At 41.3% G+C, this 18,107-nt stretch carries 15 protein-coding genes; 7 read left to right on the plus strand and 8 right to left on the minus strand.

Annotated features, from left to right (window positions below; all coding sequences use genetic code 11):
- Nucleotides 1–26: 26 nt before the first annotated feature.
- The 4 genes from F902_RS01485 to lpxO form a co-directional block, all read right to left on the minus strand.
- Nucleotides 27–824 (minus strand): thioesterase family protein, encoded by a 798-nt coding sequence (locus F902_RS01485; protein ID WP_005200520.1) that lies wholly within the window; start codon nucleotides 822–824, stop codon nucleotides 27–29.
- A gap of 104 nt (nucleotides 825–928) precedes the next feature.
- Nucleotides 929–2,728 carry an excinuclease ABC subunit UvrC gene (uvrC, locus tag F902_RS01490; protein ID WP_005200521.1) on the minus strand — a complete coding sequence of 600 codons (1,800 nt, stop codon included), beginning with the start codon at nucleotides 2,726–2,728 and terminating at the stop codon, nucleotides 929–931.
- 103 nt (nucleotides 2,729–2,831) lie between these two features.
- Entirely contained in the window at nucleotides 2,832–3,251 is a 420-nt protein-coding gene (locus tag F902_RS01495) for a PH domain-containing protein (protein WP_005200522.1), read from the minus strand.
- Between the two features lie 90 nt (nucleotides 3,252–3,341).
- Nucleotides 3,342–4,256: a lipid A hydroxylase LpxO gene (gene lpxO, locus F902_RS01500; RefSeq protein WP_005200523.1), complete on the minus strand. Its 915-nt coding sequence runs from the start codon at nucleotides 4,254–4,256 to the stop codon at nucleotides 3,342–3,344.
- A 394-nt stretch (nucleotides 4,257–4,650) separates the two neighbouring features.
- On the opposite strand from lpxO, the gene fadB reads away from it, so the two are divergent.
- From fadB to F902_RS01515, 3 genes are all read left to right on the plus strand, one after another.
- Nucleotides 4,651–6,804, plus strand: a complete 2,154-nt coding sequence (gene fadB, locus F902_RS01505; RefSeq protein ID WP_004802278.1) for a fatty acid oxidation complex subunit alpha FadB — start codon at nucleotides 4,651–4,653, stop codon at nucleotides 6,802–6,804.
- Nucleotides 6,805–6,816: 12 nt separating this feature from the next.
- The gene (fadA, locus tag F902_RS01510) at nucleotides 6,817–7,989 is read left to right on the plus strand and encodes an acetyl-CoA C-acyltransferase FadA (protein ID WP_004802276.1); all 1,173 of its coding nucleotides are present in this window, start codon (nucleotides 6,817–6,819) and stop codon (nucleotides 7,987–7,989) included.
- Nucleotides 7,990–8,157: 168 nt separating this feature from the next.
- Nucleotides 8,158–8,781 carry a PH domain-containing protein gene (locus F902_RS01515; RefSeq protein ID WP_004802274.1) on the plus strand — a complete coding sequence of 208 codons (624 nt, stop codon included), beginning with the start codon at nucleotides 8,158–8,160 and terminating at the stop codon, nucleotides 8,779–8,781.
- Between the two features lie 51 nt (nucleotides 8,782–8,832).
- On the opposite strand, the gene F902_RS01520 is transcribed toward F902_RS01515, so the two are convergent.
- Nucleotides 8,833–9,339, minus strand: a complete 507-nt coding sequence (locus F902_RS01520; protein WP_005200524.1) for a hypothetical protein — start codon at nucleotides 9,337–9,339, stop codon at nucleotides 8,833–8,835.
- Nucleotides 9,340–9,648: 309 nt separating this feature from the next.
- Nucleotides 9,649–10,140, minus strand: a complete 492-nt coding sequence (locus tag F902_RS01525) for a hypothetical protein (protein ID WP_228129731.1) — start codon at nucleotides 10,138–10,140, stop codon at nucleotides 9,649–9,651.
- 321 nt (nucleotides 10,141–10,461) lie between these two features.
- On the opposite strand from F902_RS01525, the gene F902_RS01530 reads away from it, so the two are divergent.
- Nucleotides 10,462–11,160: a YidX family protein gene (locus F902_RS01530; protein WP_005200526.1), complete on the plus strand. Its 699-nt coding sequence runs from the start codon at nucleotides 10,462–10,464 to the stop codon at nucleotides 11,158–11,160.
- 41 nt (nucleotides 11,161–11,201) lie between these two features.
- On the opposite strand, the gene F902_RS01535 is transcribed toward F902_RS01530, so the two are convergent.
- Complete coding sequence (locus tag F902_RS01535) at nucleotides 11,202–13,007, minus strand: ABC transporter ATP-binding protein (RefSeq protein ID WP_005200527.1); 1,806 nt, start codon at nucleotides 13,005–13,007, stop codon at nucleotides 11,202–11,204.
- 58 nt (nucleotides 13,008–13,065) lie between these two features.
- Nucleotides 13,066–13,815: a hypothetical protein gene (locus tag F902_RS01540; protein WP_005200528.1), complete on the minus strand. Its 750-nt coding sequence runs from the start codon at nucleotides 13,813–13,815 to the stop codon at nucleotides 13,066–13,068.
- A gap of 177 nt (nucleotides 13,816–13,992) precedes the next feature.
- Between F902_RS01540 and F902_RS01545 the strand changes: the two genes are divergently transcribed.
- The 3 genes from F902_RS01545 (at nucleotide 13,993) to F902_RS01555 (ending at nucleotide 18,061) form a co-directional block, all read left to right on the plus strand.
- Nucleotides 13,993–14,688, plus strand: a complete 696-nt coding sequence (locus tag F902_RS01545; protein ID WP_005200529.1) for a DsbA family oxidoreductase — start codon at nucleotides 13,993–13,995, stop codon at nucleotides 14,686–14,688.
- A gap of 591 nt (nucleotides 14,689–15,279) precedes the next feature.
- Nucleotides 15,280–16,701, plus strand: a complete 1,422-nt coding sequence (locus F902_RS01550; protein ID WP_005200531.1) for a hypothetical protein — start codon at nucleotides 15,280–15,282, stop codon at nucleotides 16,699–16,701.
- A 226-nt stretch (nucleotides 16,702–16,927) separates the two neighbouring features.
- Nucleotides 16,928–18,061, plus strand: a complete 1,134-nt coding sequence (locus F902_RS01555; RefSeq protein WP_005200533.1) for a hypothetical protein — start codon at nucleotides 16,928–16,930, stop codon at nucleotides 18,059–18,061.
- Nucleotides 18,062–18,107: the final 46 nt, after the last annotated feature.

Below are 18,107 nucleotides of genomic sequence, written 5' to 3' on the forward strand. Positions count from 1 at the left end.
TTATACGAAATGCACCGCAGTGTCGACTAGGCAAAAACGGCAACTGTCTGTCTAAGTACCGCAATTAAGCGGTTTTCACGATCCCAGATATACGCATATTCCGTTGAATAACCATGTTCTGCATATTCAGTCACGACTTTGTATTTAAACCAATCTTGAATTTGATCCACAATCGGCTGCAAATACGTAATCTGCCAAGTCAAGGAGCTGGCTGGTGCAGGCGTTTTAAACATAGGTAAAACCCCAGGTGGCCAGACATCCATGAGTGCAAACAGATCTGCCAATTGCATGTTACGGTTTGGATGCAAACTAGGTGCAAACCGCCCCCAGCCACCAAAATCAGGCACCTTACTGCCTGCCATCGGATAACTCCCTTCTGCCCAACACAATTCAAATTGCTGTAAACATTCGGGCATTAACCCCTCAATATAGAAGGTTTTATCCAGTTGTTCGGCCGTTGGATAGTCAGGAACAGTAGGTAAGTTTTGCACATGAATCCGCGATTCACGTTGTAGGCCAAAACTGGCCACCAAAATACTTTGTACCGCATCATCCTGCCAGAGTCGGATTTCTAAAGATGTGACTGATTTTCCTTCACGTAATATTTCAGCACTGAGTCTGGCTCGCCCTTGTTGCACAGGGCCGACAAAAGTGATGTTACAGCTTAACAGTTGTTTTGCTGCATCTTGTACCGTACTCAGCGCCTTTTGGATCATCAGTCCGGCAATCAACCCGCCAAACACTGTCCGGCCTTGTAGCCAACCTGATGGAATATCGATCCATTCTTGTTGTTCAACCTGTTGATAGAGCGGAAGCAAGGACATCATTTTTCCTTCATCATCGAAATACACTATCTTTGAATGTTTTTCGCCATTTGTGAATGATCGTTTACACCGCAATATTGGGAAGATTGTGTCAATCGGTCAAATTACTCATGTAAGATTTTATAAATCGTCCGTGCCAGAACCTCACCTAACCCCGGGACTAACATCAACTCTTTTTCCGATGCTCTGAGTACCCCTTGTATCCCCCCAAAATGCGTCAATAAATCACGACGACGCTTTGGTCCAAGTCCGGGAATGGCTTCTAAGACAGAGCTACTGCGACGTTTATCTCGTTTGGCACGGTGTTTGGTGATCGCAAAGCGATGCGCTTCATCACGCACCTGTTGAATGAGGTGTAGCGCTTTATGATCTTCTGGAAGCTGAATCTTGGTGCCATCGGTAAAATGTAGTGTTTCCAATCCTGGCTTACGACCTTCACCTTTAGATACCCCGATCATAAAGGCATCCAGCTCTAGCTCTTGCATCACCTCCATCGCCATATGTAATTGCCCTTTACCTCCATCAATGAGCAGAAGATCAGGCAACATATTCTTTTTATAGCGACGGATCAGGGCTTGCCGCATTGCAGCATAATCATCGCCACCCGTAATATCCTGAATGGCAAATTGACGATAGTCCCTCTTTCGTGACCCACCTTGATCGAACACCACACAGGAAGCAATTGGTGCTTCGCCCATGGTATGACTAATATCAAAGCATTCAATCCGATCAATCGGTCGGCCCACCACCTGTTCAAGCTGATGAAATCGTTCAGTTAACTCTAAATGATTACTGAGCTTACCTTTAATCGCATGCTGTACATTCATTTGAGCCAACTCTAACCATTCGGCTCGAGTCTCACGGACTTTATGCTTGATCTGTACCTTTTTATTAAAAGTTTGCTGTAACGCTTCTTCCAGTTGCTGTTGATCTGGCACATCAACATTCACAATCAACTCTGTCGGCACTTCATCGGCAACTTGGAAGTAAAAGTTCGCCATAAAGTCACTGAGCATCTGTCCCAAATCATCACTTAGCATATCGGGGAAATAGCTTTTCCCGCCGAGCATGCGTCCATTACGCACATACATAATCTGGACGCAGGTTACGCCTGCTTGGTAGGCAATTGCCAGAATATCGGCTTCACCTTTGATCTTGAATACCGCTTGCTGTGCCTGTACTTCGCGAAGTAAAGACAAACGATCTCGATAAAACACCGCTTTTTCAAACTCAAGTGCTTCAGCTGCCTGTTCCATTTTCCCAATCAGCTCTTGATTTAGCTCTTTGGTATCTCCTTGCAGAAAACGGATGGAGTTGTCGACATCTTCTTTATAGTCTTCAGGACTAATCAAGCCGACACAAGGCGCGGTACAGCGTTTAATCTGATATTGCAGACACGGACGTTTGCGCTGTGAAAAATAGCTGTTCTCACATTGGCGAACATTGAACAGCTTCTGTAACACCAATAATGTGTCACGCGCGCTATAAGCACTTGGGTACGGCCCAAAAAACTTACCAATTTGATGCTTGCCCTTACCTCGTCCACTGGCGATGCGCGGATAGGGCTTGTCTGAAGAAACAAAGATATAGACATAGGATTTGTCATCCCGCAACATAATGTTATAAGGCGGACGGTGCAGCTTAATCAGGTTTTGCTCAAGCAATAGCGCTTCTGTTTCGGAACGCACCACCAAGCTTTCAATATCATAAATACGGGCAACCAAGGCCTGTGTTTTTGGATGCTCAATGGTTTTTACAAAATAGCTCGACACACGATTCTTTAGATTTTTGGCTTTACCCACATATAGTAATTCCCCATCTTTACCTAGCATTTTATAAACGCCAGGCAACTGAGTCATATGCGCCAGTATTTTTTCAATGTGTTCTCGAGCGTTTGGGTTCACAACATGCCTATTCTCTTTATTTACATCACATGATGTGATGTTTGCTCAATTTTTTTCAAGCCTTAAATGTGAATATCGTGTAAGCGCCACGTTTATAAGTGATTTAATGCTTAGAAAAGGTTTGATTTAAGGCCTTGCAAAACCTCTCTTTATCTTTAGGCGAAATCAAAATATGACTTGTAATTCCATCTTTCTGATAATCAATACGCAAACGATCCAAAGATAAAGCAGGAGATGAAATTAAATTATGGCTCGAGGATATTTTAATAATGTCAGATTTATTGATCTGCCACTTGAAGAACATCGAACGAATCGTTAAATGTTGTTCTGTCACAATATAACGCGTATTAAAAATCGGCCACCATAATAGAGCGATCGTCAGAAAATATAGGACGGCATGTTCAGGATACTCCTGCATGGTGCCTTTCATATACATGGTCCATAAAAATTGCAGTAACAAGCCTGTCGTTGCAATCACTACACCCCAGAACCACCAATCAATTTTAGAACGAAACGTTTGCATAGATTTTCAAAGTGAATTGTTATGAACTAAAAATATTCTAAGCCAAATCCCATAAAAAAACGCCCTTTCGGGCGTTGATGTTATTCAAACTTAAAAAACATAAGGACGAATAAAAATGAGGAAGAATAGACCGAGCATGATGAACCACTTCAAAAAGTAATACAGGGAACGGTTCGATTTCTTCAAAGCTTTGGCTTTAATACGAATCTGGTAAATATAGCCAAATGCTTTGTTTAAACCACCTGTTTGATCACCCGCTTCATTGGGTGAACTGGCAGCCGTCATCACACTTTTACCAAACCAGTGATTAAACTTCTCCATAAAGCGAGTCTTTAATGGACGCTCTACATCTGCGAAGAAAATAATGCGGTTTTGGTCAGTCGTATTTTCAGCATAGTGAATATAGGTTTCATCAAAAACCACACTCTCACCATCACGCCAAGAATAGCGCTCACCATCGACATCGATAAAGCAGCGATCATCATTCGGTGTGATTAAACCTAAGTGATAACGTAATGAACCTGCATATGGGTCACGGTGACGAACCAAACGGCTATCGGGTGCTAGCTCAGTAAACATCGCTGCTTTAATCGTTGGCAAGGTCTTTAACAATGCGGTTGTTTTTGGACAAAGCTCAGCTGCTGATGGATGTGCAGAGTCGTACCATTTCAGATAGAACCGTTTCCAGCCTGTTTTAAAGAATGAGTTAAAGCCTAGGTCATCATAGCTACTTGAAGCTTTAATACCACCTTTGTCGTACAAAGCTTGAGCTTCATCACGAATCATTTCCCAATTTTCATCCAGCACTTTTAAGTCCTGAAAATGCTGAGTGTCGATATACGGTTGATTCGGCACTTTGGAAAACATGTACATTAAAAAGTTAATGGGTGCGAGAATCGTAGAATGGTCAAAAAACTGACGATAAAACGAATGCTTTACTTTACCACGGCGCTGAATATACAAAGCCGAAATGATAAAAATCGCTAATATGATCCACTTAATCATAGATTACTCTATCTTCTTAGCTGAAAACCAAATGCTCAGTTTGATGAATCAAATCTCAAAATCGCACTCAAAATAAGCTTGCTATTCTAGCAAATTTGTCGACTTAAATACCAATGAGCTTACCTAAATCGGACAAAAGCACTTTTAAAATTTCTCATCACAATCAAAGAGTAAACGCTCTATTTTAGTCGAAAAATTTATTTTTATTCATGATTTAGCAGTTCAAGTCCAAGATTACAATAAATTGATGACCCTAGCGTCACGGCTTGATACAACTTGTTATGTCCTTTTTGGATATAGTTATCGTAAGATTAGCGAAGCTTTTTTGTGTGCTGAAGCGCACACACGCTTTATGACATCCACTCAGAATCCTCCACAACAAGGGAGATCAGGCATGATCCACGCTGGCAATGCCATTACCGTCCAAATGCTTGCGGACGGAATTGCAGAATTCCGCTTTGACTTACAAGGTGAGTCGGTTAATAAATTTAACCGTGCAACCATCGAAGACTTCCAAGCAGCGATTGCTGCAGTGAAAGCCAATAACGATATTAAAGGCTTAGTTGTTACCTCTGGCAAATCAACATTCATCGTTGGTGCTGATATCACTGAATTCGGGCAAAACTTCGCTGCGGGTGAACAAGCGATTGTTGATTGGCTTATGCCTGTACACGAGATCTTCAACAGTTTTGAAGATTTAGATCTACCGAAAGTTGCTGCGATCAATGGTACAGCGCTGGGTGGTGGTTTTGAAATGTGCTTGGTGTGTGACTATCGTGTGATGTCAGAACAAGCACAAGTGGGCTTACCAGAAATCAAATTGGGGATCTATCCTGGTTTTGGTGGTAGCGTACGTTTAAGCCGTTTAATCGGTATCGACAATGCCGTTGAATGGATGGCAATGGCGAACCCGAAAAAACCAGCTGCTGCACTAAAAGATGGTGCTGTAGATGCGGTTGTTGCTGCGGACAAATTACAAGAAGCTGCTGTTGACTTGGTTAAACAAGCAATTGCTGGTCGTTTGAACTGGAAAGCAAAGCGTCAAGAAAAATTAGACGCAATCAAATTGAACCCACTTGAACAAATGATGGCGTTCAATACGGCGAAAGGTGCGGTCCTTGCGAAAGCAAACCCTGCTCAATACCCTGCGCCAAAATTATTGCTTGATTCTTTACAAGCTGGTGCAAGCTCAACACGTGATGACGCGTTAAAAGCAGAAGCACAAGGTTTTGCAAAAGCAGCGATTACACCACAAGCAGGTGCATTGATTGGTTTATTCATCAATGACCAAGTCGTGAAGAAAACTGCGAAAAAATATGAGAAAGGTGCTCACCCTGTTAACCAAGCAGCTGTATTAGGTGCGGGTATCATGGGTGGTGGTATTGCTTACCAAGCGGCAAGCAAAGGCACACCAATCATCATGAAAGACATTGGTAACCCACAACTTGCACTTGGTATGAAAGAAGCGAATGGCTTGCTCACTAAGCAAGTTGAACGCAAGAAAATGAAACCTGCGCAAATGGGTGAAACACTGGCTCGCATCCGTCCAACTTTAAGCTATGACGAGTTTAAAGAAGTGGATATCGTGATCGAAGCCGTGACTGAAAATCCAAAAGTAAAAGAAATCGTGCTTGCTGATACTGAAAAGCATGTTCGTGAAAATACGATCATTGCATCGAATACATCAACGATTTCAATTACACGTTTAGCAAAAGCATTACAACGTCCTGAAAACTTCGTTGGTATGCACTTCTTCAACCCAGTACACATGATGCCACTTGTAGAAGTGATTCGTGGTGAAAAGACGTCTGAAGAAGCGATCGCAACAACTGTGGTTCTTGCTCAAAAAATGGGTAAAACACCAATCGTTGTTAACGACTGCCCAGGTTTCTTGGTTAACCGTGTATTGTTCCCTTACTTTGGTGCATTTGACCTGCTTGTAAAAGACGGTGCAGATTTCCAACAAGTGGATAATGTGATGGCGAAATTCGGCTGGCCTATGGGTCCTGCATACTTGATCGATGTTGTTGGTATCGATACAGGTGTTCATGGCGCAGAAGTAATGGCTGAAGGTTTCCCTGACCGTATGAAGCCAGACTACAAAGGTTCGATCGAAGCGATGTACGAAGCAAAACGTCTTGGTCAAAAGAATGACGTTGGTTTCTACAAATACGTGTTAGACAAGAAAGGCAAGAAAGCGAAAACTGTTGATCCAACAGCATACGAAATTATTGCACCTTTCGTGACTGGCGAAAAACGCGAATTTGACAACCAAGAAATCATTGACCGTATGATGCTTGCATTCTGTAACGAAACAGTTCGTTGCTTAGAAGACAACATCGTTGCCACTGCGTCTGAAGCAGATATGGCGATGATCATGGGTGTAGGTTTCCCTCCATTCCGTGGTGGTCCATGCCGTTACATCGACCAAACAGGTGTTGCTGAATACGTTGCGCTTTGCGACAAATATGCACACTTAGGTAAGGCTTATGAAGCGCCACAAATGTTGCGTGACATGGCTGCTAACAACACAAAATTCTACGGTTAAGGAGCGACGTGAATGGCTACTTTAAATCCACGTGACGTTGTGATTGTTGATGGCGTTCGTTCTGCCATGGGCAAATCACGTAACGGTATGTTCCGCAATGTACGTGCCGACAGTTTATCTGCTGAATTAGTACGTGCACTTGTTGCTCGTAACCAGTTTGATACCAACGAAGTTGAAGATGTAATCTGGGGCTGTGTCAACCAAACTTTAGAGCAAGGTATGAACATTGCTCGTAATATTGGTTTATTGGCTGACATTCCAAAAACTGCTGGCGGTCAAACAGTAAACCGTCTTTGTGGTTCTTCAATGCAAGCAATCCACACGGCGGCTGCACAGATTGCAACCAACCAAGGTGATGTATTCATCATTGGTGGTGTTGAGCACATGGGCCACGTTGGTATGATGCACGGCATCGACCTTAACCCAGAAGCATCTAAACACTATGCGAAAGCATCGAACATGATGGGCTTAACTGCTGAAATGTTAGGTCGCATGAATGGTATTAGCCGTGAAGAACAAGATGCTTTCGGTGTTGAATCTCACCGTCGTGCTTGGGCTGCAACTCAAGAAGGTCGTTTCAAAAACGAAATCGTTGGTGTTGAAGGTCATGATGCCAATGGCTTCAAAATTCTTTGCGACATCGACGAAGTGATTCGTGCTGATGCCAACCTTGAAGCATTCAAAGCATTGAAACCAGTGTTTGATCCTAAAGGTGGTTCAGTCACAGCAGCAACGTCTTCTGCTCTTTCTGACGGTGCATCTGCAATGTTGCTTATGTCTGCTGAACGTGCTCAAGCATTGGGTTTAAAACCACGTGCTGTGATTCGTTCAATGGCAATTGCAGGCTGTGATGCTGCGATCATGGGTTATGGTCCAGTACCAGCAACTCAAAAAGCACTTAAGCGTGCTGGTTTAACGATGGCGGATATCCAAACCATCGAATTAAACGAAGCATTTGCTGCTCAAGGCTTATCAGTCATGAAAGGCTTAGGCGTTTATGACAAACAAGACATCATCAACTTGAATGGTGGCGCGATTGCATTGGGTCACCCATTGGGCTGTTCTGGTGCGCGTATCACAACAACCTTGTTAAACGTGATGGAACAACAAGATACACAAATCGGTCTTGCGACCATGTGTATCGGTCTTGGTCAAGGTATCGCGACCATTATCGAACGTGTTTAATCGACACTGAGATAAACGAAAAATCCCCGTGCTAAGCGGGGATTTTTTTATGCGATCAAAATTCGTTTCATGGTTGTATAGAATTCTTAAAATACAAATGCCCACTGTAGACAGAACAATACACGGCAAATTATGATCGCTATTCCAACAAATAATAAGGTTCTAACAATGTTTAAAAATATGGCAGCCGATCTAATGGGAACCAGTGATATCGGTAAGATTATTGAACCTCAAGATTATGATAAAACTGATATTGATGACTATATTTTCCATGAAGACAATGAAAAAATCTTCTTCCTCATCAAAGCAAAAACGGATGAATACTGCTTTACCAACACCGCATTTATCCATCTAGACGGTACCAGTGCTGTCAGCAAGAAAAGAACCCTAAACCGTTATCCCTACAAACACTATCAAATCAGCCGAGTGCTACTTGAAACCGCAGGAACCATTGATCGCGATGTTGAAATCAAGTTCCAGTTGGGTGGTGCTGCCTATTCGATTGATATTGAGAAAGCTCAAATCGAGAAAGTGCGCGATTTATATAAAGCGTTGTTTAGTATTGGTGAAGCTTGCAAAGAAATTGAACGCCAATACACCACTCTGGTTCAAACACAGCAAGCCGTAAACAGTATGTTCTCGCTGCGTGAGTTGCCAGAACAGGTGTTACTGAATCTACCTGATATTATTTCGCAAACGACCCTGCAAGTTGAAAACAAGTTTACCGAGCGCCGCAAACAAATTGAGGACTATGATTTCTCTGCTATTTTTGAACGCTATCTAAAGCAATAATATAAAAATCCCCGTAATGTGCGGGGATTTTTCTTTATTCAATCAGATAATTTAATATGGCTGTTTAAAACCTCTAAGCCCATCTTGAATTTGTTGTTGTAATCGCAAAATATCATCGGCATTCAGCTTAATCGTACCATTACGAATCCCATCAATATTGTTTCGATTAATATTCAATGGTTCTAGCATTTTAAAAATGCCATTGGTTGGGTCTGAAGACTGTAAACCTGACGCAACAGCAAGAATGTATTGCTGCAAAACCGGCGAATATTGAGATAGATCTGGCTGTGCTGCTGCAGGCTGATAATTAACACTCACAGGGTTTTCACTGACACCCGCATTCTGCATGTCATTATGCATTTTATAGACATAATGCTGTAGCGCCTGACGAACCTGCTTGTCTTCTTGAAAGGGCACAAATCCCACTTCTTCACGTAGCTCAGATTCAGCCATGACCCGAATGGTCGGCAATGAAGTCACTTCATCATTTGCCTGTACGACAGGCATGCCCATAAAAGCCAATGCAGTGATCAGGACGGATTGTTTTAGAAAATTCATCGTTTGCTCCAAACATCCCTCATCCATAAGAAGATAATGAGTTAAATAAAAGCATCTGATAAATAGGCTACAGCAAAGTGATGTTTGATTCAGTAGAGGTCAGATAAACGGTAAATATCACTCGAATTTACAGATTATTTTGCTATGTTCTTATTTTTACTATCTTCCAAGACGACTTATGAGAACAAGGAATTAAACAAAAATACCCTACCACATTCATCAAAATCTTATAGATGTTAACACCAGCTTCTGAAAAATGAATGGAGTCATACTATTGGGATTATTAAAATTTGCTCTCTAAGAAACAGATTAATGATCAGCGCAAAGGGGTTTAATTTCTTTTACCTTAATATCATGCAAATTCAAGGCAGATAGCGAACTGCTATCCAAACTTTCTTGGAGTATCATCTCTGTATCAGTTAACTTAATAATTTTTAAATTAATGGTAGGTTGCGAACCCAAAGATATCTTTATCAAATCATTCGCTAATACGTATCGACCTTCCCTCTTTGGCTCAGCTTTAAACCTTTTATTCTTAAAGTCACATTCAAATGGGTAAAGTGTTGTATTGCCTTGATCATCAAAAGTGGCAACATTCGCAACACCATTTTTTAACGGGATCATTGCCCAATTACCAATTAATTGTGCCTGCTCATAGGCTTGAGCAGTGCCCAAAGTACTAAAATAAATTAAACAGATAGAAAAGAATTTAACGGTTATATATCTATTCATAATAAACTTCTTGTTTTCTCTCGCTATGCTTCTCTTGTTTACAGTACCCTGACGCAAATCTGTTTTCATTTCAGACAGCTTCATCATAGTTCAAGAAATACACCGAATCAATACACCCTACATCATCATACCCCCATAACCGCACTATCATCTCGTGCGGTCCTCACATCCCTCACTGAGTAAATCAATTTATCCTCATCGAAGAGCTCTTCGCCATCATCTCGTATGATGGAAAAGATAACAGAGTGCCGTCTTGCTATGATCAACCCTCAAACATATAAAAATGAATAAAATAGCCAAGATACTAGCTTTTTTCCCAGTCTTTTATTACTTTCATATAAAACCCAATATTTTTTAATTTAAGAACCAAGATATTATAGGCATACACGGATGTTGATATCACAAACCAAAACTCTCCTCAGCTTAGCAATAGTGACAGCCCTCACGACAGGCTGTGCCACTTCAACCCTGATCAAAAAAGACAACCGCTCCTATACCCGTACCGCCAAAGTCACACTGATTGAGGACAATGTGGTGGCTTTTGGCCGTCCTGCTCAAGCAGCTGCCGATTTGCCGAAAGACAGTATCGTGATTGCAGGGCAAAAGAACAGCTATATCCTGACCCAAGGCGGCGCTCAGTTCGTCACTTTAATTGGCAAGCTGGATCCGAAAAATATTCAGATCACGCGTGACCTCAATTTCTATTCAGAAAAGAATGATGGTCATTTTTCAGGAACCTTGCCACTTTCCTATGTGAAGCTGAAAGAAGATTTAAGCAAGAAAGATCTGGAGTTTTTCATTGAAAATGGTGCCAAAGAGTGTTCATCCTCAAGTGATGAGCGCATGCAGGCGCAACGTTTCTGTTTTGATCTTAAATTGAAAGGTGTGGTCTATCCTGCAGCAAACAATCTCAGCTCGTTGAAACCGTTAAGCAAAGCTTATCAAGTCACCATTTATACCCAGAAAGAAGAAAGTTATAAATCTAAATCAGGCTTAAATCCTTTGGAAAAACTGGTGCTTCTGCCGTTTGCTGTGGCGATTGATGTGGTGAGTCTGCCGTTCCAAGCCGCAGACAAAATTTTTGATTAACTTTACAAAATAAAGCCTTCTCTTACAGGATGATGAAGTGACTAACTATGTGTTTCCTCTTCATCATCCCCTTCAAAGGTCTTGGAAATCTTTTCAATATTAAGACTCTTCGCCATCGCATCAAAGATGTTCTTATACACCCCTTGTTGCTGATAGAGTTGATGATGCTCACCATGTTCCACGATCATGCCATCCTGCATCACATAGGTATAATCCGCATCAATAATCTGTGACAGACTATGTGAAATGATGATCACGGTACGCCCCTGCTTGATCTCATCCAGACTATGTTTGATCTGCTCGGTTGCAATGGCATCTAGACTTGCAGTCGGTTCATCCAGAAAAATAATCGGTGGATTTTTCAAGAACATGCGAGCAATGGCGATACGTTGTTGCTGGCCGCCTGAAAGCAATAAGGCATCGGATTGATAGGCCAGTGGTAACTTGAGAATCTGCTCATGAATCGAGGCTTTCTTTGCCGCAAGGATGATTTCATCCTGCGTCGCATCCATCTTGCCATAACGGATATTTTCCTCAATCGTACCCTGAAAAATATGATTTTTTTGCAGGACTAAACCAATATGATCACGTAGATATTGGGTATCGATCTCGGTCAATGCGCTTCCATTCAGTAAAATTTCACCTGACTGCGGTAAATAGAATTTGTCCAGCAAGCTGATCAAAGTTGATTTACCCGCACCAGACAAGCCCACCAAAGCTGTGATTTTATTGGGTTGTATGGTGAGGTTGATGTCTTTCAGCGCATGATAACCATTGGGATAGAAAAAATTCACCTGTTTTAATTCAAACTTACCTGTCAGTGGCTGAGGTCTCAATTCTCCAGAAGTCTCAATTTCATCATCTGCTTCTAAAATTTTGAAAAAGCTTTCTGCATAAATCATCGCATCATTCACTTCATCATAGATGCGATGTAGCGAGCGAATCGGTGCTGAGACATTGTTGAATAACAGAATATGAAACATGATCATACCGATGCTCATATCACCGACCAGAACAAAATAGGCGGTTAAAATGATAATAAAGACCACGCCAATCTGTTCAATAAAGGTTTTTAAGCCATCAAATAGAAAACTGAGTTGGCGGGTTCGCATCTGATCATCGGTCAGTTGTTTTTGCAAAGTCAGCTGTTTTTCCGCCTCAATTTGCTCACGGTTAAAGGACTTAATCACTGTAATCGACTGAATGATACTTAAAGTCCCCTGACTTTTGCGCTCCCGACCATCACGTAAATTACGTCGTGTCCCGCTGAGTTTCTGCGCCTGCTTAAAGGTAATCCAGAAATAAATTGGCACAATGCTTAACGCCACCAAACCAATCCAGAAATTGGCATAGAACATCAGACACAGGGCAATGATAGCACTGCTAAACAAGGGAAAAATATCAATAAAGAAGATTTGTACCAGTCGGGTAATCGAACCAATCCCCCGATCAATCCGGGTCTGTAATTTCCCTGCTTGGTTATCATCTTGGGTAAAAAAGGCCAGACGGTATTGTAGAAACTTCACAATGATCGACTGCGCCACATCTTGTGAAATCAAAATCCGTAATTTCTCGCCAAAGAACTTTTGTCCAAACTGAAGAAAAATATTCAGCACTTCTTTGCTCAATAAAATCACACTGATAGTGAGCAGAATATGCCAGCCTGCATTTAAGCCCTGCCCTGACTCCACCACCGCATTGATCTGATCGACTGCATACTGCAAGGTGAGCGCATTGACCTGTGCGGTTAATGCACCAATCAAAGTCAATACTAGTGTCACTGCAACCAGCCACTTATAGGGAAGCACAAATGGTTTTACTTTATGAAACAGCTGCCATAAATTCATATTCTTGAGGTCTACCTCTTCATTACGTCTAGGCTGAAAGCTACCTGATCGATCTTAATTACAGTTCTTCTTCTAAAACCTCAGCATTATTTTGTTTAATCTTCTCCATCTTGGCATTCAGCTTTAACACATCTTGATAGAGTGTATTGAATTTTTTCACTTGAGCGGTCTCGCGGAACAAGATCATTTTATCCTTCCTTTGCCACTGATATGTCTTCAGCATATCGAACATGGCCTGTGCCTTTTCAATGATTTGCTGCTCGATTGGGAAAATATCATGGGCTTTATCGGCTTTCAGATTATTCTCCAATTTGGCTTGGAGCGAACTTCTCATTTCATTCTGGATTGCCAGACTTTTTGCCTGCTGCATTGAACTGGTCTGAATCTGTTGCCGTGCTTGTTCATACTCCGCTGATGCTTTGCGGACATTCACAAACATCTGTTCAGTGTCCTTATAGTTCTGCTTGCGGTCCTGATCCAGACGCTCAACATCTAAAAAGGTATCCCAATTGGCGGCTTTGAGTTCACGTAAATAATGATTACGGGCTTCTACATTTTGCATCCAGTAGTTCAGAAGAAACTCAGACATCAATTTATAATCGCCAGATAAGCGATCATCATGAATATTCAGTTGCACTGGGGTCGACCAGTCTTGTGCCTGATCATAAAGTTCGCGCATTTTCTCAGACATCACCACCTCAAACATCTGCTGATTATTGATGGCACGCTGTTTCAGGCTATGCTGATAAAAGAAAAATGAACCAATACAAAGGACTACAATAGTCACAAAGATTAAAAAACGGCGCATATTGCCTCCAAGTATCATTATATTTTTTATGTTCTGAATCTGAGTTTAATTGATAAAACACATGCAGTTATAGTCCTTTTTATTTCACTTCTCGTAACGGAGCATTACATTTTCATCGCTTTAAATTCTACACGTTCGCCCCTATTATCTGTTTAACGAGAATTGAAGAGATCCACCATGCGTGTAGATATTTGGTCAGATGTGGTCTGTCCGTTTTGTTATATCGGTAAAAAACGTCTTGAACATGTTGCCCAAGAAGCGGGTATTGAATTAGACATTCACTGGCATAGCTTTGAACTGGATCCAAATGCACCTGCTAAACACGACACCTCAAATACTGAACGCTTAGCGAAAAAGTATGGTCGTAGTTATGCGGAAATGGAAGAAATGGAACGTAATGTTGCAGCCATGGCCGCAGTAGAAGGTATCGACTTTCAATGGCAGAAAGCCAATTCAGGCAATAGCTTCAATGCGCACCGCATTATTCACCTTGCACAAAGTAAGGGTTTGGGAAATGAAGCGGAAGAAGCATTCTTCCATGCTTATATGACTGAAGGTCTTGCGATTGGTGAGCGTGAAGTGGTTGAAGAAATTGCCTCACGTATTGGTCTAGACAATGCCGAAGTGGAATATGTACTAGACTCGGATGAACTTGCAGATTTTGTGCGTCATGATGAGCAAATTGCCCATGAACAACTCAAAGTGACTGGCGTACCATTCTTTGTCTTTGATCAAAAACTGGCACTTTCAGGTGCGCAACCTCGTGAGATTTTCTTACAGGCGATGCAGCAAGCACAGTCAGAATCAACTGAAGAAATTGAGCAAACCGATGCAGCTCAATGTAATGATGATCAATGCGAAATTAAGCCTTAAGCTTGATTAAGCATAAAACCGTTTTCACCTCCGTATGAAAGCGGTTTTTTAATCTTTAAATTTTTACATTCCCCTTTTGTTTCAGTCTTTTATCTTTGGATAAATACCGTTTATCGACAGTCATAATTATTTCAATAATGACATATTTTTATTTGCTGAGCTTTTCACCAAGAGATATGTGAAAGTGATCACAACTCATCCATAAATTTATAGATAATTTTTTATCTTATGATCTATTTATTCGATTCATTATTTTAAAATGTTTTTATTTTCAAAGAGAAACTATGATCTATATCTCGATTTAGAATACGTAAATGAGATTTTATACTAACTTGACCGCTATAGATTTTACCTCCTTTTCTTCTATAATCGTCATAAAGTGACAATCTTTTGTGATGAAAATGTTGAGTGGTGATCTCTTTTAACACAGATCAAATTACAAATAGATCCGAAGATCAACGCACTTGTCACACGTATAAGACAGCATACTTTATCAACTATAACTGATTACAACCTGTTTGAAATTGCTGTCACTTTGTCCTAATTCATGATTTAAAAACAGGCTCAAGCCTATCTCTAAGGAAACAATCGATGGACGTATTAGAGAAAGCACTCTTGGTTGATGAGCTCAAAACCCTCGTCGACGGGCTGAATGATGATAAAACATCACTTTTTGAAATTGCTAAGTCAAAACAACGCATCAAAGACATTTGCGCATCTTGCGACGATCCTCACTTTCAGGATCAGCTCAGCCCATTTAAAGAATTTATTCTGAATGAAGAATTCTCTGCCGATGACTTAGCGCTTTATGGCTATACCTTGACTTACCGCGGTACTTATAACTTTATGGGACGCGTAGAAAATGCTTTGTTTGCTTCGGCAGATATGGGCTGGGCCGCATTACGTCAAGCACAGCATTGGCAAGTTTGGGTGATTCGCCCTGCACTTTCATTCCTGAAAAGCCCTTGGCTCAACTCATCTAAAGATGCCTTACAATGGTTACAGAGCCATGCCAGTGAGTATGTTAAAACAGACTACGAATTACAGAATTTAATCCCGATATTAGAACCCATTCAAGCTGATGATGCTGAAAAAGCTGCAAATAAAGATAGCCTATCCATTATTAAGGAACAAACAGCTCAGTTTAAGTCACAACTCGATGCTATTATTCAAGAAAAAATTCAACCGGCTCAAATCACACCTTCTGCTCAAGCCACAGCACGTGTCAAACCGAGTTTTAGACAAAGTTCTGTTGCTTCTGCAAATCTTAACAAGGCCAAACCCTTGGCATTGAATGATTTTAGTTTAGATGGCTTAATCTGTAGATTGGAGCGGATTGACGCACGCACTTTTCCATCGCTATATCGAGTCGATCTGCATAACGAGATCGATCAGAATATAAAAATTGATTGGCTCTATCTCAAAGCAGAGAATGAAGCCCAACCCCTGTGGGGATCAGCACAAATTTTTATTGCTGAGCAACTTTATGCACAAGGCCAATTTTCCCATTATGTGGTGTTGGTTGGAACTCATAGTGTTGAATATGCAACCACGATTTTACAGGCCTATACCGATCAACGTCATACGCGAACCAGTTCTATTCATCAGACCAGCTGGAATAATTTTAAACGACATTATCATCAACATGAGACTTTGTTTAATGAGTGCATTATGAATGGCACTTTGGTCTGGCAGCGTGATCAACGTGTCTATCCATATATTCCGGCATCATTTATCAACACGCAGAAATTCATTCCCTTTGATGAGACTGCTGCGACCTTCTTTACGCCCGTGATTTTGCTACGAGAGCGTCAAAAAATACGTGTCATCCATGGCTTAGAGCGTGTGAAGTTATCCAATGAAGATCAAGCCTATCCATATCTATTACTCGATCGTACCGATGGCTATACATGGCAGCTGATTCGTCAAGTCATTAGCCGTTTACCGCAACCCATTTCGGTACATGATCTTTATCAGGCACTCGAAAATAGCGCTCTGTCTGAATCATCTTAAACAAGGCATAGCGATACTTTTTAATTCAGGCAGTCTTATGCTGTGACTCGACTATTGGCTGTTTTTTCCAAAAGGATTTGGATCAGCTAGTCTACTTTTATTTCACTAAGCCCTTATGATTTCTAGCATTTTTATACAGCTAAATTGCTGTTTTTTGTTTCTAATACTTGATTTTATTGCCTCAATCATCAAAAGTTAACACAAGAACAATATATAAGCCTTCATTATGAATAATTTACAGCAAATGGTACCGACACGTATCTTTTTTGCTTTGCTAACACTTTCACTGGGTACGTTGAGTGTTACCAACGCAGAAACCAACGCTCAAAACCAGCAGCCGAATTCTGCTACGAATGCGACCACAGTAAATAGCGATGAGAATGCATTGGACTATATTCCACGCTGGGTTGATGCCACGCCAACGATCTTTCCTGCACAATCCAATCAATCCACAGTCCCTACGACTGCCGAAACTGAAAACAGAACTTGGGCGGATAAAAAACAACGCAGTATCCGTGAATGGGCGGATCGTACCTCGGTCAAAATTGATGATTGGTTTGGCGATGTCGATCCTGAAAATCCAGCCTCAGCCACTATCCGAGTGATGCTGGATAACTACTGGAACGAACATGATGGTTATGAAATCAAGCCACGTATTCGCGGTAAAATTAAATTACCAACCTTAGAAAAAAAAGTCAGTGTGGTGTTTGGTGATGACTCTTTAGACGACGAGTTTAAAAATAATGTTGCCAATACCAATAACCAGCCCAATTCAGATCCGGATAAAAAGTTTGACTCCAAACAAACCCGAGACAGTAACGGATCCTTAGCCTTACGTTGGTCAAATTTTTCCAAGAAGCTGCCTTTTGAAACAGATGCTGACCTTGGTATCCGTTCAGGCAGTGATATTTATGCCCGCCTAAGAGCGGAAAAACATTGGGATCTACGCAATGATTTCCGCTTTAATGCAGAACAAATTTATCGCTATGGCAGCAAAAGTGAAAATTATCTGCGCACCAATTTAGAGTTGATCCACGCGCGTCCGAATCAACCCTTTATCTCCAATCAGTTCAGTTTGACCTACGCGGACAAGCAGGATGATGATCTATGGTGGGATAACCGTCTTTTCCGTCAACACCAGTTCTTTGCGCATAACAACTTCAATTATGGCATTTATACTGGTGGCTACTACAACAAAGATGAACTCCGTTTAAATAGTTGGGGACCTTTTGTGTCCTGGCGACAACCGCTTTGGCGTGAATGGTTCTATGTACAAGGCGATCTGAATTATTTTAATGATCATCGAGAAGACCGTAATCATTTTGTCAGTACTTTCGTCCGACTCGAGACTTTATTCTAGTACTGAAATGATCTGTCTTGATGCCCAGTTGGAATTCCGATTGGGC

Origin of the sequence: Acinetobacter higginsii (assembly GCF_000369525.1) — a bacterium.
Taxonomy (GTDB): domain Bacteria; phylum Pseudomonadota; class Gammaproteobacteria; order Pseudomonadales; family Moraxellaceae; genus Acinetobacter; species Acinetobacter higginsii.